The sequence below is a fragment of the Ruegeria sp. YTSC230 genome (assembly GCF_059609665.1).
The window spans coordinates 197420-217940 of record NZ_JBXWMC010000009.1; the positions used below are offsets into that span (position 1 = coordinate 197420).

Annotated in this window: 16 protein-coding genes and 2 pseudogenes; 7 read left to right on the top strand and 11 right to left on the bottom strand. The window is 55.2% G+C overall.

Annotated elements, in window-relative coordinates; genetic code table 11:
• Positions 1-26 precede the first annotated feature (26 nt).
• Positions 27-881 carry a DUF4396 domain-containing protein gene (locus AC2FD9_RS18215; RefSeq protein ID WP_496838239.1) on the bottom strand — a complete coding sequence of 285 codons (855 nt, stop codon included), beginning with the start codon at positions 879-881 and terminating at the stop codon, positions 27-29.
• A gap of 99 nt (positions 882-980) precedes the next feature.
• A complete protein-coding gene (locus AC2FD9_RS18220; protein WP_496838241.1) occupies positions 981-2672 on the bottom strand; it encodes a thiamine pyrophosphate-binding protein in 1692 nt (563 codons plus the stop codon).
• A 434-nt stretch (positions 2673-3106) separates the two neighbouring features.
• Here AC2FD9_RS18220 and AC2FD9_RS18225 point away from each other — a divergent pair, with 434 nt between their 5' ends.
• Together AC2FD9_RS18225 and AC2FD9_RS18230 are read left to right on the top strand one after the other, a co-directional pair.
• Entirely contained in the window at positions 3107-4666 is a 1560-nt protein-coding gene (locus AC2FD9_RS18225; RefSeq protein WP_496838243.1) for a class I adenylate-forming enzyme family protein, read from the top strand.
• 247 nt (positions 4667-4913) lie between these two features.
• Complete coding sequence (locus AC2FD9_RS18230) at positions 4914-6101, top strand: YbfB/YjiJ family MFS transporter (protein WP_496838245.1); 1188 nt, start codon at positions 4914-4916, stop codon at positions 6099-6101.
• A gap of 99 nt (positions 6102-6200) precedes the next feature.
• Here AC2FD9_RS18230 and AC2FD9_RS18235 read toward each other — a convergent pair whose 3' ends face one another.
• From AC2FD9_RS18235 to AC2FD9_RS18245, 3 genes are all read right to left on the bottom strand, one after another.
• Positions 6201-7913 carry an NAD-dependent malic enzyme gene (locus AC2FD9_RS18235; RefSeq protein WP_496838247.1) on the bottom strand — a complete coding sequence of 571 codons (1713 nt, stop codon included), beginning with the start codon at positions 7911-7913 and terminating at the stop codon, positions 6201-6203.
• Positions 7914-8259: 346 nt separating this feature from the next.
• On the bottom strand, positions 8260-8439 hold the full coding sequence (locus AC2FD9_RS18240) for a hypothetical protein (protein ID WP_496699264.1): 180 nt from the start codon (positions 8437-8439) through the stop codon (positions 8260-8262).
• Positions 8436-8642, bottom strand: a complete 207-nt coding sequence (locus tag AC2FD9_RS18245; protein ID WP_496699266.1) for a hypothetical protein — start codon at positions 8640-8642, stop codon at positions 8436-8438. Before AC2FD9_RS18245 ends, AC2FD9_RS18240 begins: the two co-directional genes overlap by 4 nt.
• 14 nt (positions 8643-8656) lie before the next feature.
• On the opposite strand from AC2FD9_RS18245, the pseudogene AC2FD9_RS18250 reads away from it, so the two are divergent.
• Positions 8657-8790, top strand: a pseudogene (locus AC2FD9_RS18250) (IS6 family transposase); the annotation flags it as partial.
• Here AC2FD9_RS18250 and AC2FD9_RS18255 read toward each other — a convergent pair.
• From AC2FD9_RS18255 to AC2FD9_RS18280, 6 genes and pseudogenes are all read right to left on the bottom strand, one after another.
• Positions 8787-8873 (bottom strand): annotated as a pseudogene (locus AC2FD9_RS18255) (IS6 family transposase); the annotation flags it as partial. The pseudogenes AC2FD9_RS18250 and AC2FD9_RS18255 overlap by 4 nt on opposite strands.
• An 826-nt stretch (positions 8874-9699) precedes the next feature.
• The gene (locus tag AC2FD9_RS18260) at positions 9700-12099 is read right to left on the bottom strand and encodes a trimethylamine N-oxide demethylase (RefSeq protein WP_496838249.1); all 2400 of its coding nucleotides are present in this window, start codon (positions 12097-12099) and stop codon (positions 9700-9702) included.
• Entirely contained in the window at positions 12096-12467 is a 372-nt protein-coding gene (locus AC2FD9_RS18265) for a cupin domain-containing protein (RefSeq protein WP_282170263.1), read from the bottom strand. The genes AC2FD9_RS18260 and AC2FD9_RS18265 overlap by 4 nt, the downstream gene beginning before the upstream one ends.
• A gap of 1 nt (position 12468) precedes the next feature.
• Positions 12469-14451, bottom strand: coding sequence for an ABC transporter permease (locus tag AC2FD9_RS18270; protein WP_496838251.1), 1983 nt, complete (start codon positions 14449-14451; stop codon positions 12469-12471).
• Complete coding sequence (locus tag AC2FD9_RS18275; protein ID WP_472724876.1) at positions 14451-15479, bottom strand: quaternary amine ABC transporter ATP-binding protein; 1029 nt, start codon at positions 15477-15479, stop codon at positions 14451-14453. Before AC2FD9_RS18275 ends, AC2FD9_RS18270 begins: the two co-directional genes overlap by 1 nt.
• A gap of 82 nt (positions 15480-15561) precedes the next feature.
• Positions 15562-16515, bottom strand: a complete 954-nt coding sequence (locus tag AC2FD9_RS18280) for an ABC transporter substrate-binding protein (protein ID WP_058277107.1) — start codon at positions 16513-16515, stop codon at positions 15562-15564.
• A 237-nt stretch (positions 16516-16752) separates the two neighbouring features.
• Between AC2FD9_RS18280 and AC2FD9_RS18285 the strand changes: the two genes are divergently transcribed.
• The 4 genes from AC2FD9_RS18285 to AC2FD9_RS18300 all read left to right on the top strand — a co-directional run.
• Positions 16753-17688, top strand: coding sequence for a LysR substrate-binding domain-containing protein (locus AC2FD9_RS18285; protein WP_496756910.1), 936 nt, complete (start codon positions 16753-16755; stop codon positions 17686-17688).
• A gap of 183 nt (positions 17689-17871) precedes the next feature.
• Positions 17872-19548 carry a formate--tetrahydrofolate ligase gene (locus AC2FD9_RS18290; RefSeq protein ID WP_058276920.1) on the top strand — a complete coding sequence of 559 codons (1677 nt, stop codon included), beginning with the start codon at positions 17872-17874 and terminating at the stop codon, positions 19546-19548.
• Between the two features lie 57 nt (positions 19549-19605).
• On the top strand, positions 19606-19911 hold the full coding sequence (locus AC2FD9_RS18295; protein ID WP_058272292.1) for a chorismate mutase: 306 nt from the start codon (positions 19606-19608) through the stop codon (positions 19909-19911).
• 52 nt (positions 19912-19963) lie between these two features.
• The coding region (locus tag AC2FD9_RS18300; protein WP_496838253.1) for a tetrahydrofolate dehydrogenase/cyclohydrolase catalytic domain-containing protein at positions 19964-20521 on the top strand (558 nt) is incomplete at its 3' end.

Here is a 20521-nt window from a genome sequence, read left to right on the forward strand (position 1 = left end):
AAAACAAAAACTCGCAACCGAGTTGTTCAGAATTTGATCAGCACGAATTTAGACGTCAGCCACAGTGCTGCGATAAGGATTACGTAAGTTGAAAGAACCCAAGCGGTTGCTTCTCTAATAGGCAGGCTTTTCATCTGCGTGTGATGATGCCCGGCCATTTGGTGCCCGTTTTGGCCTGCCATTTCGCTGTTTTCGTGTGAAACATGACCAAGTGCTGGTGCCGGGCCATCAGCACCGGGAAGCGTCATGCAACCGTGTTTCAGGTGGTTCGCCACCAACCATCGGTTCATTGGAAAAGCGACAACCGCACCGACAACAGCCGCCAGGCTCATGCGAAACCAGAATTGTGGGGTAAGCGGATCCTCGGATCCCGGCCACGCAGCCGCAAGCAGAACCATCGTCGGGATCATTCCGGTCATAACCATGTTCATCGAAACCGTTTCTGCAAAGAGCGTCTTTCGAACGGCCTGCCCGTAACTCCCGAACATTGGCATCATCATCAGCGCCTGGAAGATAAACAAACCAGATACGAACCCAAAGGCATATTCGACCAAGATGTCCCACCCGTTTGAAAGGTCCAGGAAATGGACGAGGATGGCAGCAAAAATGATGCCCGTGGCATCACCTGCAACACAGTGCATTTCGCTATTGATACCTTGTTTCCAAGTTGCGCGCGTATACTGGTCGTGACCTCCCGGGAATGGGCGGCGACATGCAAGCAAGTAGAAGAACAAGCCGACCGGACCTGTGTATAACGTTACGAGTATCCATGCGGTTCGCTGTACCCAACTCGTAACGCCGTTGCTGATCGAATCCCAAATGACAAAGCCCACGCTGACACCAGTCAAAAGAAACCAGACGAGCATCGCACCATTCAGCATATTAATTCCCTATGTTCGGCGGAAAAAACACCGCGGATCGGATTGCGTCAGTCATGTGTTGTCAATTGACCAACTGTCCGGATTGTCCCGAGTGACTCTCTATCTGCATCGATTGGGCCGACCGTTGTTTCGTGCGACCTGATTGCCCCACCGCAACAGGTTGACGTTGCAATCGTCCTGATCAATCAGAACTTCGATCAGGCAAAGACCGTCATGATCCAGAGCTGTTTTGATGGCCTTGTCCAACTCGCCTTCTGTTTTCACCTTGCATCCCCAGGCGTTACCCTCTCCGGCGCCAAACACATCAATCAAACCGGCGTAGTCCCAATTCTTGATGGTGTTATATGGGCCATCGTGGATTTCTACTTCGATCGTGTAGCCGCCATTGTTGATGAGGAAAATAATTGGCTTTGCACCGTACCGGATCATGGTCGAAATCTCTTGGGCGGTCAGTTGGAACGAACCGTCGCCAATGCATGAGATCAACCGGCGCTTCCTGTTACCTAAGGCGTATCCCAGCGATGCACCGACAGACCAGCCAATGGATCCATACTGCATCTGTATCTCGAAACGCGTGCCCTCGGGCAGTTTGGTCTCTATGCCGTTGAACCATGAGTCACCCGTCTCCACGAGTAACGTGCTGTCCTCATCCAGCATCTTCTGCACACGGGCGAATAGTTGGCGAACCGTCACCGGTGTTTCGGCTTCACCGGGCGCTGGCGGGTTTTGTTCGGTTCTGACACGTTCGAAGGCCGCGACAGCACCGCTGTTCGGCGTAAGCTTGTCAGTTAGCGCATCCAGAAATTCATCCATGCGGACATTGCTGAAATGTGTGTCACCCAACTGTATGGACGTTGGATGCACCATAACCGCTTTGCCGGGATCAAAACCAAGCTGATGACCCGTCGTAGTGTAATCGGTGAAAACAGGGCCGACAAACAGCAGCCCGTCGGCGGCATCGACAATTTCCCCACAGCCCGGCGTGCTGACCGGCCCCCAATAAATCCCCATGAAGCCTTCGCTTGTCTCAGGCAGGAAGCTCTTGGCGTTGGGCATAGATGCCTGGGCGTATTCGCAGGCCACGGCAAGGCTGCGCAAGGGGCGTTCGGCCTGACCCGCGCGCACTTTGCTTCCCGCGACAAGTACTGGCCGCTCTGCCGCATTCAGGAATTCAGAAACTTGAGAGACCGCAGTCGCCAATGTGTTCGGATCACTGCTGGACTGCCTAGCGAAACTACGCGGTACAGGCGCGGACGTAGGTGCACCTGCAATATTCGAGGCGATTTCGATATAGACCGGTTTGCGTCGAAGCATTGCGGTGTCTATCGCCCTGTCGATCGCGACAGGCGCAAGAGACGGATGATGAATCTTGACAGCCTCAGCGGTGACGCGGGCGAACATCTCGCGCTGGTAATCGTATTCAACCTCGCCAAGCGTGTGGTGCAGATATTCCCACTCGGCTTCTGAGTTTGTGTTCGGCCCACCGGAAATCGCGATCAATGGAAGATCTTCGGCATAGGCGCCTGCGACGGCATTCAAAAGGCTCAACCCTCCGACCGAATAAGTGACGACAGCCGCTGACGGCCCCCCGGTTGCGCGAGCATACCCGTCTGCTGCGTAGCCTGCGTTGAGCTCGTTACAGCAACTGATCATCCGCAGATCCCGATTGCCAAGCAGCTCATCCAGAAGCACCAAATTGTAATCGCCGGGAACGACAAAATAGTCTGCAATTCCAGCCTCTTGCAATCTCTTTGCTAGATATGATCCGACAGTCCAGCGCCCTGTTGCCATGCCATTACTCCAATACAATTTATCCAAAAGAACTGGGCACATCCTATTCACGAAAGCCGGATTCGCAAAACCAAGAGAGTTTCGCTTGGCTCTATCACGGAGAAGCTGGAAGCCGAAATCTGTTTTGAACTAGTGGGTGCTGTCTGTGTCAAAACTTTACTATCGGTCTGTGCGGCCACCCAGTCGAATGACATCGCGCGATCAAATCAACAGAAAAGATCCTGAGCCTGAATGGACCTTTGTAACATCTCGAACCACAGATTGGACAAATTTACTCTCTGTTGGCGTTTCTGCGCTTCCTATTGGAAGTGGACAACAATGCAGTATGCTCGATCCACCGAACAACCAATTGTGTGTTTGGTATCCGCTCGTTGGGTGTCCACTGAAGATAGTTGAGGGCACCCTCGGACGCGGGTCCATTTGGAGAGAAATGCATGCCGGTAACCGGGCCGCCGCTGGCCGCTCCTGCGGATTTAACGAACCTTTTTCGGCGGGGATTGTCGACGGATCCCAAATCGATTGCTCTTTACGCGTTGGACGGGGCTTTGACCTGGCAGGAGCTGGATACCGCCTGTACACGGCTGGCGCTTCGATATCTGAGCCTGGGGCTTAATCCGGGGGACCGAATAGCTTCGATTATGCCGAACCGGGCGGTGTTGGTGATCCATTATCTGGCCTGCATGCGGGCCGGTTTGGTGGCGATGCCGCTGAACTATCGCTACACGGCTGCGGATATCGACTATGCGCTGCGGTTGGCGACGCCGGCGGCGCTGTTGGTGCATGGCGAACGCGCCAAGGATGTGGCCGCAGTGCCAGGCATAGGGCGACTGCCATTGGGGTTGATATCCTATGCAGGCGAAGTGGACGGGGCGCTCGCCTTGAAGGACCTGATGGACGGTGCGACTGAGGGGACATTGCCGACGATAGGGGCGGACGCCCCGGCGTTTATATTTTTTACTTCCGGGACCACAGGCAAGCCGAAAGGCGTGACGCATAGCCATGCCAGCATGGGAGCTATGGTGGCAAGCAATGCTCAGGGGTTGGGGTTGGGACCCGGGGATGTGGTGCTCCCGGCGTCTTGGATTTCCCATACTGCCGGGTTGCGGCTGACGTTTGCTGGGCTTTGGGCGGGTGCCAGAACGAACGTAGTGAGGCAGTTTTCGCCCAATGAGCTCTTGGGGCTCCTGCGACAGACAAAGCCGACAGTGGCGCAGATATTGCCCGCGCCATTGGCTGCATTGGTAACGGGGCACGGTGCAGTGCGCGAAGACTTTGGTTCACTAAGAACGATGATGGCAGGTGGCGACAAACCCTCGCAGACACTGGTCGACGCCTTTGGTGCGTTGGCAGGTGTGCCGATCGGGGCGTTTTACGGAATGACGGAAATGGGGACGTCACATTCGAACACCCATGGAGGAGTAGAGAAAGTCGGTGCCATTGGATTGAACAATCCAGGCTATGTCTCGGCGCTTCGTGATGAGGTCGGTTTGGAGGTGCCAGTGGGAGTGGACGGCAGGCACTGGGTCAGGAGCCCGACTATGATGACGGGTTATTGGGACGACCCAGGTGCGACAGCGGCAGCGTTTCGGGATGGCTGGCTCGATACTGGCGATTTGATGCGACGGGATGAGGATGGCTATTTCTGGTTCCGGGGGCGGCAAAAACAGATCATCGTGCATGACGGCTCGAACATCAGCCCGGCGGAGGTGGAAGATGTACTGACAGCGCACCCCGCCGTAGCAGCGGCAGTGGTGGTTGGGGTGCGAGACGAGATGCACGGTGAAGATGTTTGGGGATTTGTGAGCTTGGTCGAAGGGGCGAAACCGGTGCGCCCCGGAGATATCATCGACTTCGCGCGGAAACAGATCGGATACAAGGCGCCGGATGTGGTTCGGATCGTTAGTGCATTGCCGTTGACCATGGGAGGCAAATTGGACCGGATGGCGTTGAAGCGGATGGCGGCGAAAGAAAGCAGTGCCGCGCATATACTGTGATACCGTGGACGATCAGGTCGCAGATGCGAAATGCTGACCTGAGATAAGAAGCGGTGACGATGGGCAACGGAACTGAGGATCTCATTCCCTCAGCGCGGAATGCGGCATTGGAAGTCGAACCGCAACTTGTTGTAAATAGGCACTCTTAACCTGCTCAAGCCCTACCGAAAGTATCCGCGACCGAACAGTTAGGATTGCACGGTCAGGTGCCTTGAGGCACGGTGTGGTTCAACCTGGAAGGATGTTCATGGCCGCCGCAAAACCTACCAACCCGTGGCTCATTTTGCTGGGCCTTGCGGTTGGTGTCAGCATATCCAACGCTTTTGGTCGCTTTGCATACGGACTAATCCTGCCATCAATGAAAAGTAGCCTTGGCTGGAGCCTCACTCAATCCGGGTGGCTCAATACGGCCAATTCAATTGGCTACATAGTGGGTTCGATTTTAACGCTTTTACTGATCCGGCATTTTTCTCCGTCGCGATTATTTGCAAGCGGAACTGTGGCGACCGCATTGTGCCTTTTGGCGACCGGGTTTGATGAGAGCCTCGTGTTTCAAACTGCTTGTCGTACTTTGGTTGGGTTGTTTGGTGCACTTTCCTTTGTGTCCGGCGGCGTACTGGCAGCATCGCTGTTCCAGACCAGCGCCCGAAAGAATGCGTTGGCCATCGCCTTGTACTTTGGCGGTGGCGGTGGATTTGGTATCGCATTATGTGGCGCGATCCTTCCGAGTATGTTGGACGTATTCGGACCACAATATTGGGACTGGGCGTGGATCGGGGTCGGGTTGGCAGCCCTGGTCATTTGCCCATTTTCGGTTTGGGCTTCCACAAAATTGAACGAAACCGAACACGACGCCGCGCTTCCTTCCATCCCACCGGTGCGCAGAATGCTTGGCGAACTCGGCGGGTATGCGCTGTTTGGATTGGGTTACATTGTGTACGTCACTTTTATCTCGGTCTGGATGAAAGAGCAGCACTCCAGCGTCCTGTTGACCACCGCAACATGGATGGTTCTTGGGGTCAGTATTATGGCGTCTCCTTTTGTTTGGCGCGGGGTCTTGGCCCGCTTTCCATCCGGAACGCCGTTGGCGCTAATCCTTACCGGGGTCGCATTTGGATCAGCCCTGCCAATCTTGGTTCCATCTGGATATGGATTGATTTTGTCGGCACTGGTGTTCGGGCTATCGGTCTTTATGCCACCCACTGCAGTCACCAGCTTTGTCCGCCAGAACGTGGATCAGCAGGATTGGGGTGCAACCATAAGCTTTTTTACAGTTGTTTTCGCAATTTCACAGACACTGGGACCAATCGGGGCTGGTATCATTGGCGACTTAACCGGAGAAATAGGAGATAGCCTCGTCGTGGCTTCTGCGGTCCTGCTGGTGGGTGCCCTTTGTGCTGCGATGCAAAAGCCGCTCAGGCGTGAGGCGGCGTAGCCGTCGTATTCAGAACCATACTGATTCATTCCCTATTTGGACGCGGTGGGTTCTGAATGCGCAATGTGAGACCTTCCGGTCACTCCAACCTGACCTGCTTTAGGCAATCTCCTCATAATGCGGGGTCCAGAACTTCGCATCTATTGCCGCTTTCAAGTCATTCCCCGAGGATTTAGGCGCAACCCCATCCAACTGCGCCTGTTGACCAACGGCAAATGCGATAGCCTTGCCGACCTCGCGAATGTCCCCCACATCGGGCAGCAAGCTGGCTGTGCGATCGGACTTCGCAGGTGACAACGTGGCGAGCGCCTCGGCGGCGGCCATGAACATTCCGTCCGTGACGCGGTGCGCGCCTGACGCCAGCACGCCCAACCCCATACCGGGGAAAATGTAGGAGTTGTTGCACTGCGCGACATGATGCGTTTTGCCGTTGTAGACAACAGGATCAAACGGGCTTCCGGTGGCAACCAATGCATGACCATCTGACCAGCGTATAATATCCGCTGGTACGGCCTCAATTCGCGATGTCGGGTTCGACAGCGGCAATACGACAGGATGTTCTGTGTGAGCCGCCATCGCCCGAATGATCTCTTCAGAGAACAAGCCTGCCTGACCGCTGACACCCACCAATATGTTGGGTTTGGCCTGATTAATCACATCCAGCAGTGAAATATTACCATCGGACCAACTTTCCACTTTGGTGAGGGGTTGGACGATTTGCGTTTGGAACGGCAGGAGGTCTTTCATCGCATCGGTTAACAACCCATTCCGGTCCACCATGTAGATACGCGCGCGCGCCTCGGTCTCGGGTAATCCTTGGCGGACCATGAGTTGAACAAGTTGCTCGGCGATACCCACTCCCGCTGATCCCGCTCCAAGAAACGCGATGGTAGCGTCCTTTAGCGGTATGCCAGTGACATTTGAGGCAGCCAGCAAAGTGCCCGCCGTTACTGCCGCCGTGCCCTGAATATCATCATTGAAAGTACAGAGCTGATCACGATACCGCGCAAGCAGGGGTGCCGCATGTTGCTGAGCGAAATCCTCGAATTGCAGCAAAACATCCGGCCACTTGCGCTTCACCGCCTGTACAAAAAGATCGACAAAGTCAAAGTACTCATCGCCGCTGACGCGTTCATTCCGCCATCCGATATACAGGGGATCTTCCAGCCGTTCTTTATTGTTGGTGCCGACGTCCAGTACCACCGGGAGCGTTACAGACGGGCTTATTCCGCCCGCAGCGGTATAAAGCGAGAGCTTTCCGATCGGAATTCCCATGCCGCCCGCGCCTTGATCGCCCAAACCCAAAATCCGCTCTCCATCGGTGACGACTATGGCCTCAACTGAGGGTAGGACGGCATTCTCAAGTATGTCATCGATCCGGTCACGCTCGGGGTAGGAAATGATCAATCCGCGTGGGTGATCGTAGATCTCACTGAACTTCTTGCATGCGTCACCCACGACGGGTGTGTAAATTATCGGCATCATCTCTGATAGATGTCGCACCAATAGAGCGTAAAACAGAACTTCGTTGTCATCCTGCAGGCCACGCAGATAGACATGCTTATCCAGCGACGTCTCTTCACGTTCAAAGGCGGCATAGACGCGGTCAACCTGGGTTTCGAGCGTTTCGATGTGTGGTGGAAGAAGACCCAATAATCCAAACTTTTCTCGTTCGTTTAGAGAAAAGGCAGTACCTTTGTTCAGGAGCGGGTTTGTCACAAAGTGCAAATTTGCAGGATCAGTATTGGCCATAGGATGCCCTTTCGGATCGGCACGCACAGGTTGCACGCATCTGTCTGGTAAGGTCAGCATTATACGACAAAAAATGCAACGAGCTTGCGACTGGAACTTTTCGCATTGAGCCAACACACTCGCGCGCAATGGCGTGCCCGAGTAATTCGCGGCCCAGAACCGCCATTCGTCTCAGTTGCTCACGCTGCATTGCAGATTCCCCGAAGCGGACTTTGGCCGGGAATCTCATCCAACAGATAGGTCGCAAGCAGTTCGGAGTACTGCCAGGCTCTGGAGCCAGGGATAGTCAAAAGAGCCGTGTCCCAAATACGAAAATGTTAATCGGTCTGCCGCTTCCATTGTGCCCGCACTCGATACTGCGGAACGATGGACACCCACAATCAATTTGCACGGAAGATGCTAACCTTTAGGCTTTTTCCAACCGTTGCATTGACCAGCTAAGGACCCCGCCCACCCAGATAAATCCGAGCAAAACACCAAGATAGACATTCATTGTTCCACCCGGTGCAACGAACCCTGAATGCCCGAAAATCGTGATGGTTTCGATGGCCTGTTCAACACCAAACACTATACTGAACCAGGTCAACCAGGGTGGAACAATTTTGTTCTCACCAAATCCCAGCACGGCAATTGCGCTGCCCCTTCTGACAGGCCGCTTGGATCATAAGCCAGGCCAGCCCAAGTCCACGCCTGAACTTTTGCCGTCAGAGTGAAACCAAAGACGCCGGCAATAAAAACATAGCGATGAGGCACAGGAAGAAGGGCTGAGAACTGACCAGCAAAAATCATCAGACCGAGAGAGGCAAATGTTGGAGACCAATGCGTTGCCGAAGAAGATTGTGATCGACAAAAACGGTGCCAACATTGCGAGCCTCAAGGCTACCAACAAATGCTGAAGAGCTTCGGTTGGCCGACACCAATAGAGATGGTGAGCCGTTTGATGAAAGGGTGATCTTGCTCAATGATGCTATTCATGGATTTCCGCCTGACCATATCAATCAGGATCGGGTAGCCGAAACTGAGTGCCGGAGGTGGAGGAACACCGCTTGCAGGATCACTTCTTTTGGAAAATGCGCACCTTTGAATGAGATTGCCGCGGCTAGCTTCCGTCTATATCCGTAACGCCTTTTACACGATGGCCTCACCTCAGTCAGAAGGTAAAAAGTTTGCGACAAAGTCATTAAAGATCACGGTTCCTGACGCCGGACAGAACCCTTTTCACATTCAAGTTGGTTGTAGCAAACGCAGTTTTCAACGATCCCAATGGAAATGACGTCAAACAGTCGTCTCAGTTGTTGTGCTCGACGCTCAGGAAAACCAGTGTGCGCTTCTCTTGGCTCTTGTCTTTAATGGCAACCCGATAGACACGGATTCCGGCGTCCAATTCTCTAAGCTTATAGCTGTCGGGATGATTGACATGCGGATCGTTTGGAGCAGGAGTACCGTCTCGACAATGGGTTATTTCAGCCCATGTGTCGTCAAATTAGCTTGCGGCCTCATCGCTTCTAAACTGAAATTCCCAATAGCACGAAACGCCGCGGGAATTACCTAAACCATCGAATGCCAGACATACCGACCCAAATGGCGCAACCCCGGTGTCATTAAAGCTCTCAAGTGCAGAGATTCGTGCGCATCCGGCAGCCAGTCCAATGGTCGGATGAACGAGTATAACCGTTAAAAGTGAAAGCCAAAAACACAACGAGACGCTATTGCGAGGTTCGATATCGGATGCTGGAGCGGGGCAGACAAAACTCTTGCTGTCGCGCAGTTTTGCGAAGGTCATTCTTCGCATACGATGCACCCTGACGGGAGACTCTCTGTGACCAACAGTTTTGTTAAGGAGTCGTCATTCTGCTGCATCAGGAACATCAACAATTGAATAGTTGCCCTTTACGCGTTCCTTTGTCGGGTCAAAATGAGGGAAAGGCACTATTTTGGCTTTCAGACGCTTTTGTTGGCCGTCCAGTTGCCCGATTTCAATGTCAGCTCCGACGACGGCATGAGTGACCGAAACCCGGCCTAACGCAATAACCTTGCCCAGAACGGGTGATTTCATCGCGCTGGTAATCTCTCCAACCTGCGCCTTTCCTAAACGCACACAGTCGCCGGGCGAGGGGACCGTGCCGCCCTCAATCTCGAAACCGACCAGTTTGCGATGAGGATGGGTCTTGCGTTCTTCAATCGCTGCCCGCCCGATAAAATCGTCGGGCTTTGACTTCAGTGGAACGGTGAAGCCGATGCCTGCCTCGAAGGGATCGGTTTGATCGTCGAATTCGGACCCGGCAAAAATCAAGCCACCTTCGATCCGCACCATATCCAGTGCCGCAAGTCCAAGCGGAGCTATGCCATATTCCTGGCCAACCTCCCAGACGCGATCAAAGATCTCGACGGCATCTTTGGGATGGCAGAAGATTTCATATCCCAGCTCACCTGAATACCCGGTCCGAGAAATTACGACAGATGTCCCCTGCACATCACCAACCCGAGCCACGGTAAGCCGGAACCATGGCAGTTCTTCGATCGTCGGTTGCTGAGGCGGTGTCCAAAAGATCTTGGAAAGGATGTCGCGACTGTACCGCCCTTGAACCGCAATGTTGTGCAATTGATCAGTCGAATTGCGCACCCAGACATTCATATTGCGTTTGAGGGCCTGTTCCTGCAGCCACAATCCGCTCGTGTCATTCCCGCCAATCCAGCGAAAGTTTGTTTCACCCAATCGATAAACCGTACCATCGTCGATCATACCGCCGTGTTCATAGCACATCGCGGTATACACGACCTGACCAACGCTTAGCTTTTTCATGTTGCGGGTTACGCAAAGCTGCAACAGCTCTTCTGCATCGGGTCCGACAACTTCGTATTTCCGCAAAGGGCTGAGGTCCATAACCGCAACCTTGTCGCGGCAGGCCCAGTATTCGGCAATCGCGCCGTGATTGGTCATCGTGTTGGGCAGCCAATAGCCGTTATATTCGACGAAATCACGGGTGTGCCGTGCAAAGCAGTCGTGAAATGCAGTTTTCTTGGTTTCTTCCACATCCGCCTCCGCAGATTTTCTATAGCCGTAGGATCTTTTGAAATCCTCGGTCGCCTTGTAGGTTCGCACCTGAATATCGGTTGGATTCCAGCCATTTGCTGGATCAATGTCGCAGGGACAGCCGGTGCTGACGCAGACCAGATCGGTCAGCGCGCGCAACAAGACGAAGTCACCGGGGCGCGACCAGGGGTCGTCCATGCCAATGGCGTTGGTGTCGTCCAGCATCGTGTTGAAAAAGAAGTTGATTGCAGGCCAACCACCACGTGGTTTGATGCCATACTGATCCAAGTCTTTATTGATATTGTCCGAGCAATTCACGTGGCCGGGGTAACCGAGATCTTCATAATACCGCGCCGTACAGGCAAGGCCAAACGTGTCATGGCGTCCGCACGTATCCTGAACGATCTCTATCAGCGGTTCCTGATCTACTGACCAATACTTCGAAAAAATCCCCGGTTTTGGATACAAGCTGCCCATCAGGCTACGCGTTGTTGTGGGATCAATCTCGCGTTCGATCCCCTGATCCAGTGCCCGTCGGCTGAAGGCCTGAAAATCCGAGCACTCACGCCCGCGAACATCGACAATCTGGATGAACTCGCCGGCCCTGACCTCGTACGAGTGGGCATTGCCCGGCTGGATATTGAAGTCCCTGAGCGGATCGGCCAGCGGTTCGGGTGGTCCCACATCGGGTTTTTCCAATCCGGGTGCAGAGCGCTGAATGTACAGGATGATATCCGTGGGAGGGTTGTTATCTTCGGGACGCATCGCCTTGCCGGGTGCAGCCACGATCAGAAGGCCATCACTTTCAGCGACGAAATGCACCATGTCACCGGGGCGCGACCCGTCGGTAAACGCCCGGATCGCGTCACCTTTACCGATGTCAAATCCGGCAACTTTCAGAGCGCGCAGCACTTTCTTGCCAGACGGCGATCCATTTGCCAGCGTCGCAATCAAACCATCCGGACGTCCATGTCCCAAAGCACCCAGCATGGCCGCATCAGAACTCCGGTCAGGGGCAAAGAAGACCATCTCGGCCTGTTGCATCCCGTCGCGGTCCAACAAGGTTATCGTATCACCTTTGGAAATTGGAACAGCGCGCGACCCCATTCCTGGGACCGGGTGGCGTTCCGTTCCAGGCGGCAGGATCGGAAGGCCGGGGGCCAGAACTCCGCTGCGTTCGAACGGAACTTCGAATACCGGCTTCACATTCATAGTGTATCTTCCTGAATGATCTCGGTTGCACCGCGGTGGGTGACAACCAATAGGCATCCGCCCTCGGTTCGCGAATAGTGGCTGGACCCAGAAGCAAGACTGACAAAGTCGCCGCTGCGATAGCAAAATCCATCGTGATCTGTCAGATCGCCTTCGAGGATGAAGAACTCTTCTGGCCCATGGTGGATATGCGGACTTGAACGTGTGCCCGCTGCCATCTTCATCAGATAGCTACCTTGCCCGGTTCCCTCATCAAAGCTGACATTCTTCCACCAGACTTGCTCGGCGGGTCGGCCTTCCATACGCATCCGGACAAATCCGGGATCGTCGAAACGGGTAACGGTGCGTGGGATTTGATGCTGTGCCATCTCAATCAAGCCCCAACCGTTTTTTGCGTTTTTCAGCCCAACTGCTGATCGCCATGTCAAAGGTCAGCGCCATCAGGGACACGTTCAGACCCAGCACAAAGTTCTTGCCCAATTCGGTGCCCGCCAGTGTTCGCTGCAGTTCCTGCCCCAGATCTTGCGTGCCGATGAAAGCGGCAATGATAACCATGAAGAAGGCGAACATGATTGCCTGATTAAACCCAACCGCCATTGTCGGCAGTGCAAGCGGAAATTGCACCGACATCAGCTTTTGCCGACGGGTCGAGCCGGACATGTCTGCCGCCTCGGTCATTTCCGGCGGTACATTACTGAGGCCAATAATCGTGTACCGGATCAGCGGCACGGCGGCGAAGATCAGGATTGAGAACACAACTGCCACATCATTGACCCCAAACAGCATGATCGCGGGGATCAGGTAGATGAAGCTTGGGAAGGTTTGCGCGGTGTCGCAGGCCAGCAGGATGCTTTTGGACCAGCGGTTGGACCGCGCTGCAACAACGCCCAAGGGGATACCGATCATAGTCGCCAGCGCGACTGCTGAAATCACAGTATAAAGCGTGATGACCGACCGATCCCACCAGCCCGAGAAGGCGACAATCGTAAAGAAGATTGCGGCGTAGATGCCGGGCTTTCGGCCACCGACCCAATAGGCAAAGGATACAACCAGCAGGATGAAAGCGGGAGTCGGAATGGCGAGTAGCGTATTCCGGAACGGGATCAAAACCTTGACGTTAAGGAACCAGCGCAGCCATTCGGTTGTGCCCTTGATCGCGTCTATGGCCAGGAGCGACTTTATCACCACGTCGATTTCCTTGCCCTGGCTGAGATGCTGCTTGCGACCAACTTCAGCCAGGATCGGAAACACCTGTGCCAGCAGAGTAAATCCAACAAACAGACCCAGCGCGACCAGCGAAATCTGGTGCCGTTTCCACCACGGTGTCCCGCGTTCGAAGTGCACCGGCTGCTTAACGACCCAGGCCTTTGACATCCGATCCAACGTGACAGCCAGAAGGACGATGGTTACGCCAATCTCGAAAGAACGGCCCAGTTTGAAACTACCCATCATTGCCAGCAGTTTCGCGCCAAGACCGGGCATTCCGATAAAAGCGGTCAGAACAACCATCGCAAGACACAGCATGATCACCTGATTGACGCCGACAAGTACCTCGGTGCGCGCGGCTGGAACGTAGACGTGGCGCAACATCTGCCAGCGTGTGCAGCCAGACATCTGGCCTGCTTCGATCACTTCGGGGCTGACCTTTTTCAGGCCCAGAGTAGTCATCAGGATCATTGGTGGGATGGCAAAGGTAATTGTTGCGACGGCCCCAGCTGTCGGTCCGACCTTAAAGAAGATCACTGCTGGCAAGAGATACGTAAAGAAGGGCAGGGTTTGCAGTACGGACAGGATGGGTTTCAGCAACCGCTCGAACCAGCCGTATTTCCAGGCCGCGATGCCTAGTACCAGACCCAGCAAGAAAGCCAATGGTGCCGCAACCACGATGACGGACATCGTCTGCATGGCGATTTTCCACTGTCCGATTGCCGCGGTCCAGATGAAGGTGCCCGCGCCCAAGGCAGCCAACCTCCATCCACCAACGGCATAGCCGACGACGGCTGCCACAGCGGCAATTGCGGACCATGGGATCGGGCCCAGATAGGGCCAGCGACGCTTGCCTTCCAATAGGTTCGCCGAGGTATCCAGCAGAAACTCTAGCGGGCCTTCTGCAATAAAGCGGGTGACATAGATCAGACCGAGATCGTTTTGAATGAAGTTGAAAATCGCGTCCAAAACCTGTGCCGTTGGCGGGATTGCAGCCTCAGGAATGCGATTTAGCCACTCGGGCAGAATGCCAATTGCCTTAGCCAGGATCAGTGCAATAGCGGTGACCAGCAGCGCGGTTAGGACTTTGGTTTGCCCCCACGGGCCGTCCCTTGTGTCCGATATGTCGGTGGACAGCGTCGCCATCATTCCGCCCCAAGCAGAACATTCAACGCGGTGTCACGTTCCAGAACCCCGGTGACAACGCCTTTGTCATTCGCGACCGGCAACAGGATGCGCTTGTCATTTACCAGTACCCGCGCCAATTCGTGAATAGTCGAGCCGCCATTGATCGGCGCGCCCTCCAAAGCATGACCATTCACAGGCTTTGCAAGCCCCTTCGCATGTACGACCCGGGCCTTGTCGACATCTTCGGTAAATTTGGCCACATACTCGGTGGCAGGGTTCATCACGATCTGATCGGGGGTGTCACACTGTTCGACCGCGCCGTTGCGCATGATGGCAATCCGATCGGCCAGACGCAGCGCCTCATCGAAGTCATGCGTGATGAAGACGATGGTTTTGCCCAGCATTTCTTGCAGACGGAGGAATTCATCCTGCATTTCACGGCGGATCAACGGATCCAGCGCCGAGAAGGGCTCATCCAGAAACCAGATATCCGGCTCAATCGCCAGTGATCGGGCGATACCGACCCTTTGCTGTTGACCGCCGCTGAGTTCACGCGGGAAATATTCTTCCCGACCTTCAAGGCCCACCAATTTGATGACCTCCAGTGCGCGTTCGCGCCGGTCGTAGCGATCTTGCCCGCGCATTTCCAACGGGAAGGCGACGTTGTCCAATACCGTGCGATGTGGCAACAGACCGAAGGATTGGAACACCATCCCCATCTTGTTGCGGCGCAGCTCAATCAGCTCGCGTTCAGTCAGGCTCATGATGTCCTGACCGTCAACTTCAATCGTTCCGCCTGTAATATCGTGTAGGCGTGAAAAACACCGCACTAGCGTGGACTTGCCTGATCCTGACAGGCCCATAATGACCAGCATCTCGCCACGAGCGACCTCAATCGAGACGTCCTTGACTCCGGCGATGTACCCATCCGCGCGGATCTCATCGAAACTGCGGCCAGCGGGCAGAGATTTCAGATAGCTCTCTGGCGAGGGCCCAAACAGTTTCCAGACGTTTTTGGCTGAGATGACAGGCGCTGAGGCTGACATGGCTGCCTTTCTTTCGTGTTGAGCGCGGCCTTGCATCGCTGAGATGTTCAAGGCCGCGCCAGTTTCGGTGGATGCAACCGGATTATGTACTGCAGGCACTGATCCAAGGATCAATGACGGCGCGGTTGGCGTCCAGCCATTCTTCGGCTGCCTCTTCCGGCTCAAGCTCATCAGTGTCGACCAGCTTCGCCATCTCAGCAATCTGAGGGTTGGTGAAAGAAATCTCGGTCAGGGCGCAATACGCGGCCGGCCATTTGTCTTTCATGCCATCCCAAGCTGCCTTTTTCAGGTAACCCTCGGCAGGGTTGCCACAATCATACAGCGCTTCCGGGTTGGGACCCTTGGCTGGATCCTTGTCGCAACCATCTTCCCATGCCGGGAACTCAACGAACTCACCAGGCCAAACAGCTTCGGCGAAGTTTGGTGTCCAGTTAAAGACCAAAACCGGCGTTTTGTCGGCCTCTGCCGCGCCAATTTCGGCCCAAAGGGCTGCGGCTGAACCCGCATTGATCACTGTAAAGTTCAGATCCAGTGCTTCGGCGCGTTCTTTACCATGCTTCAACCAGTCGACCGGCCCATCCAGATACCGGCCCTTGTCGCCAGTTTCGGCTGTCGCGAACAGGTGCGCGCAGTCGTTCAGAGCTTGCCAGTCCGGCAGGCCCGGGCAGGATTCCTTGGTCCACATCGGATACCACCAATCCTCGCGCGTGACCGCATCATGATCGCCCGCATCATGCAGACCACCTTTTTCCAGTGCCGCCCGATAGGATGCACCAAAGGCACCTTCCCAGACTTCCATCTCCAGCGCGACATCGCCCAAACGTACCGATTCATAGACGGCCTGACTGTCGGTGGTGACATATTCTACGTTGTTGCCCATCTCTTCGAAGATCAGGCCTACAACATTCGACATGACGATCTGGCTGGACCAGTTGTGAATGGGGATTACGATCGGGTCGCTGCTGTCTTCGGCAGCCGCGCCAGTTCCCGCTACTGCTGCCAAGGTTGCAGCAGAAAGTAGGTTTGTAAGTTTCATGTTTGCTCCCTGAGTGACATTCATTTTTGAGTTGAGGACTCTTCCGGCCCCGAATTCATGCATTCTGCCCAAGATCGTCTAATGTGCAGAACAGAAATTTGAGGGGCTTTGACCATAATTTCTTGAGGCTAATCCGACTTTTTGCTATCTTAACAGACAGTTGCCTGATCGAATGCCGCCTGTTGCGGGCAAATGTTTTTGATCGCGCAGTCGTCCAGCTCGGGAAAAGGCCCCCAAATGCCAAAAAAAGCGCCAGTCACCGGGAAAGTCTTGCCGCCGCTGGACTATTTGTTGGCATTTGAAGCCGCTGCCAAGGTACAGAGTTTTGCGCAAGCCAGCAAAGTGCTGAATATCTCAGAGACCGCAATCAGCCGCAAAGTGCGCTTGCTGGAACAGCACTATGATGTGCCCTTGTTTGTACGGGGGCATCGTTCTGTTTCCCTTACTCAGCAGGGTGCCATCCTTCTGGCAACCGTGGAAAAGTCACTAGACCTGATGCGGGATGTCAGCCGCGACATGCTGGCCAAGCATCAGGCCAATACGGTTTCGATCTCGGCGACCAATTCTGTTGCGTCTCTTTGGCTGATGCCGCAACTTCGCAAGTTCAACAAATCCAATGGCCGTATCCGCATCTCTTTGGTGTCTTCTGACAGTGATGCAGAATGCCTGTCAGATTCTATGGACCTGACAATTCTGCGGGGGGATGGCGACTGGCCGGGGTATGAGGCAAAGCTTCTATTCGGAGAAACCGTTTTTCCGGTTTGCAGCCCCGAGTACCTCAAAAGTAATCCCAATGCGGCGGATCTTTCTGCGTTACCGGAACTTGACCTTATTGAGGTCACCAGCGGCCATGCAGAATGGATGACATGGCGTGCATGGTTCAGTGGCAATGGTGTATCGACGTCATCAATGGAACAGGCTGTCGCGTTCAACACCTATCCATTGTCTGTACAGGCAGCGGTTGATGGGTTGGGAATTGCATTGGGTTGGGCCCATCTTGTTGACCCATTGCTGGAAAGCGGCGCTTTGGTCAGGCCAGTCCAGGACGCATCGGTGCGAACGGAGTCAGGATACTACCTGCTGAAAAGGCCTTTCAACAGTGCTTTTCCAGAGCAGTTGATAGTCGAAGATTGGCTGCTGGGTCTTAGTGAAGGTCGGAAAAGATACGCCTGAATTGGGTTGTTGGTGGCTGGGCATTGATGGTGAGTTTGGCTGTGGGCTGTTTGGCAACTACAACTCGCGTATTGACCCAGGGGAATAATTATTTACTTTAAAGAAAAATAAACGAATCTGGGTTGGTGCGCTGCCGATCCGGCCAAGACGTTGTCAGACTTTTCCAACCGGGGGTTTTGCCCAATGAGCTATAAATCGGACATTGAAATTGCGCGCGAGGCGCAGAAGAAGCCTATTCAGGAAATCGGCGCTAAGATCGGCATCGATTCTGCTGATCTGCTGCCCTATGGCCATGACAAGGCGAAGGTGAGCCAGGAGTTCATCAACTCGGTTCAGGGTCGAGAAGACGGCAAGCTGGTGCTGGTCACCGCGATCAACCCGACGCCTGCGGGTGAGGGTAAGACGACCACGACCGTTGGTCTGGGTGATGGTCTGAACCGCATTGGCAAGAATGCGATGATCTGTATCCGCGAAGCCTCGCTGGGCCCGAACTTCGGCATGAAGGGCGGCGCTGCAGGGGGCGGTTACGCGCAGGTTGTTCCGATGGAGGAAATGAACCTGCACTTTACCGGGGATTTCCACGCGATCACCTCGGCGCATTCGCTGCTGTCGGCGATGATCGACAACCACATTTACTGGGGCAATGAAGCCGAGATCGATGTACGCCGCGTCGCATGGCGTCGCGTGGTCGACATGAATGACCGTGCCCTGCGTCAGATCACGGCGTCCCTGGGTGGTGTGTCGAACGGCTTCCCGCGCGAAACCGGCTTTGACATCACCGTGGCGTCCGAGGTCATGGCGATCCTGTGCCTGTCCAACGACCTGAAGGATCTGGAAAAGCGTCTGGGTGACATCATCGTGGCCTATCGCCGCGACAAGACCGCTGTTTACTGCCGCGACATCAAGGCCGAAGGCGCAATGACCGTGCTGCTGAAAGACGCGATGCAGCCGAACCTGGTGCAGACGCTGGAAAACAACCCAGCCTTTGTCCACGGTGGCCCGTTCGCCAATATCGCGCATGGCTGTAACTCGGTCATTGCCACCAAGACTGCTTTGAAAGTGGCTGACTACGTTGTGACTGAGGCTGGCTTTGGGGCCGATCTGGGCGCCGAGAAGTTCATGAACATCAAGTGCCGTAAGGCGGGCATCGCGCCGTCTGCAGTGGTGCTGGTTGCCACCGTGCGTGCAATGAAGATGAACGGCGGCGTTGCCAAGGCCGATCTGGGTGCGGAAAACGTCGACGCAGTCAACTCGGGCTGTGCCAACCTTGGTCGTCACATCGAGAACGTGAAATCCTTTGGCGTGCCAGTTGTGGTTGCCATCAACCACTTCGTCACCGACACCGATGCCGAAGTGCAGGCGGTCAGCGACTATTGCGCCGAACATGGGGTTGAGGCGGTTCTGTCGCGTCACTGGGAGCTGGGCTCGGAAGGCTCTGCGCCGCTGGCAGAGAAGGTTGTCGAGATCGTCGAAGGCGGCAGTGCCAACTTCGCACCGATCTATCCCGATGACATGCCGCTGTTCGAGAAGATCGAAACCATCGCCAAGCGCATCTACCGCGCCGACGAGGTTCTGGCCGACAACAAGATCCGCAACCAGCTGCGTGAATGGGAAGAGGCCGGATACGGCAATCTGCCGGTCTGCATGGCCAAGACGCAGTATTCGTTCTCGACCGATCCGACCTTGCGCGGCGCGCCCACCGGCCATTCAGTTCCGGTGCGTGAGGTACGCCTGAGCGCGGGTGCCGGCTTCATCGTGGTTGTCTGCGGTGAGATCATGACCATGCCCGGTCTGCCACGCAAACCGGCTGCGGAAACCATCTGCCTCAATGACGCAGGTGAGATCGAGGGCTTGTTCTAAGCCGCCGAATAGGACATCTCGTGGTCCGGGGTTTTCCCGGGCCATGAGGAGATCGCGATGCCCACTCTGACACCGCCGCAAGACTGTGCAACGATGCAGGATCTGCGGGTTCAGATCGACAAGCTGGACCGCCAACTGATCGAAATGTTGGTGGCGCGCGCAGGCTACATTGACCGCGCGTCCGAGCTGAAGCCGGGCGAGGGCCTGCCTGCCCGTATCCCGGACCGTGTCGAAGACGTGGTGCACCGCGTGCGCGCAAGCTCGGCCGAGTTGGGAATGGATCCGGATTTGGCCGAAAGACTGTGGCGCATGTTGATTGACTGGTCGATTGCACGTGAGGAACGTGTTCTCGGCCCGGACTGAATGACCGGGCGCTTCACGCGCCCGATCCGTTTTTGAAAGAAGGGATCAAAGGATGGTAGCCCAGGTTATCGACGGCAAGGCCTTTGCGGCCAAGGTCCGTGCGCAAGTGGCCGATCAGGTTGCAAAGCTGAAAGAAGAAAACGGCATCACCCCCGGTCTGGCGGTGGTTCTGGTGGGCGAAGACCCGGCCAGCCAGGTCTATGTCCGCTCCAAGGGCAAGATGACCGTCGAGGTCGGCATGAACTCGTACGAGCACAAGCTGGATGTCGATACCTCGGAAGAGGACCTGCTGGCGCTGGTCGAAAAGCTGAACAACGATCCGGCTGTGCACGGAATCCTGGTTCAACTGCCGCTGCCCAAGCATCTGAACGAGGACCTGGTGATCAATTCGATCGACCCGGCCAAGGATGTGGACGGGTTCCATATCTCCAACGTGGGCCTGTTGGGCACCGGTCAGAAATCGATGGTGCCCTGCACCCCGCTGGGCTGTCTGATGATGCTGCGTGACCACCATGGTTCGCTGTCGGGGATGGATGCGGTTGTGATCGGACGCTCGAACATCGTTGGCAAGCCGATGGCGCAGTTGCTGCTGGGCGACAGCTGCACCGTG

Bases quoted from the DNA above. Each gene is read 5' to 3' on its own strand.
- AC2FD9_RS18215 (WP_496838239.1), bottom strand. From the start codon at position 881: ATGCTGAATGGTGCGATGCTCGTCTGGTTTCTTTTGACTGGTGTCAGC.
- AC2FD9_RS18220 (WP_496838241.1), bottom strand. From the start codon at position 2,672: ATGGCAACAGGGCGCTGGACTGTCGGATCATATCTAGCAAAGAGATTG.
- AC2FD9_RS18225 (WP_496838243.1), top strand. From the start codon at position 3,107: ATGCCGGTAACCGGGCCGCCGCTGGCCGCTCCTGCGGATTTAACGAAC.
- AC2FD9_RS18230 (WP_496838245.1), top strand. From the start codon at position 4,914: ATGGCCGCCGCAAAACCTACCAACCCGTGGCTCATTTTGCTGGGCCTT.
- AC2FD9_RS18235 (WP_496838247.1), bottom strand. From the start codon at position 7,913: ATGCTGACCTTACCAGACAGATGCGTGCAACCTGTGCGTGCCGATCCG.
- AC2FD9_RS18245 (WP_496699266.1), bottom strand. From the start codon at position 8,642: ATGATTTTTGCTGGTCAGTTCTCAGCCCTTCTTCCTGTGCCTCATCGC.
- AC2FD9_RS18260 (WP_496838249.1), bottom strand. From the start codon at position 12,099: ATGAATGTGAAGCCGGTATTCGAAGTTCCGTTCGAACGCAGCGGAGTT.
- AC2FD9_RS18265 (WP_282170263.1), bottom strand. From the start codon at position 12,467: ATGGCACAGCATCAAATCCCACGCACCGTTACCCGTTTCGACGATCCC.
- AC2FD9_RS18270 (WP_496838251.1), bottom strand. From the start codon at position 14,451: ATGGCGACGCTGTCCACCGACATATCGGACACAAGGGACGGCCCGTGG.
- AC2FD9_RS18275 (WP_472724876.1), bottom strand. From the start codon at position 15,479: ATGTCAGCCTCAGCGCCTGTCATCTCAGCCAAAAACGTCTGGAAACTG.
- AC2FD9_RS18280 (WP_058277107.1), bottom strand. From the start codon at position 16,515: ATGAAACTTACAAACCTACTTTCTGCTGCAACCTTGGCAGCAGTAGCG.
- AC2FD9_RS18285 (WP_496756910.1), top strand. From the start codon at position 16,753: ATGCCAAAAAAAGCGCCAGTCACCGGGAAAGTCTTGCCGCCGCTGGAC.
- AC2FD9_RS18290 (WP_058276920.1), top strand. From the start codon at position 17,872: ATGAGCTATAAATCGGACATTGAAATTGCGCGCGAGGCGCAGAAGAAG.
- AC2FD9_RS18295 (WP_058272292.1), top strand. From the start codon at position 19,606: ATGCCCACTCTGACACCGCCGCAAGACTGTGCAACGATGCAGGATCTG.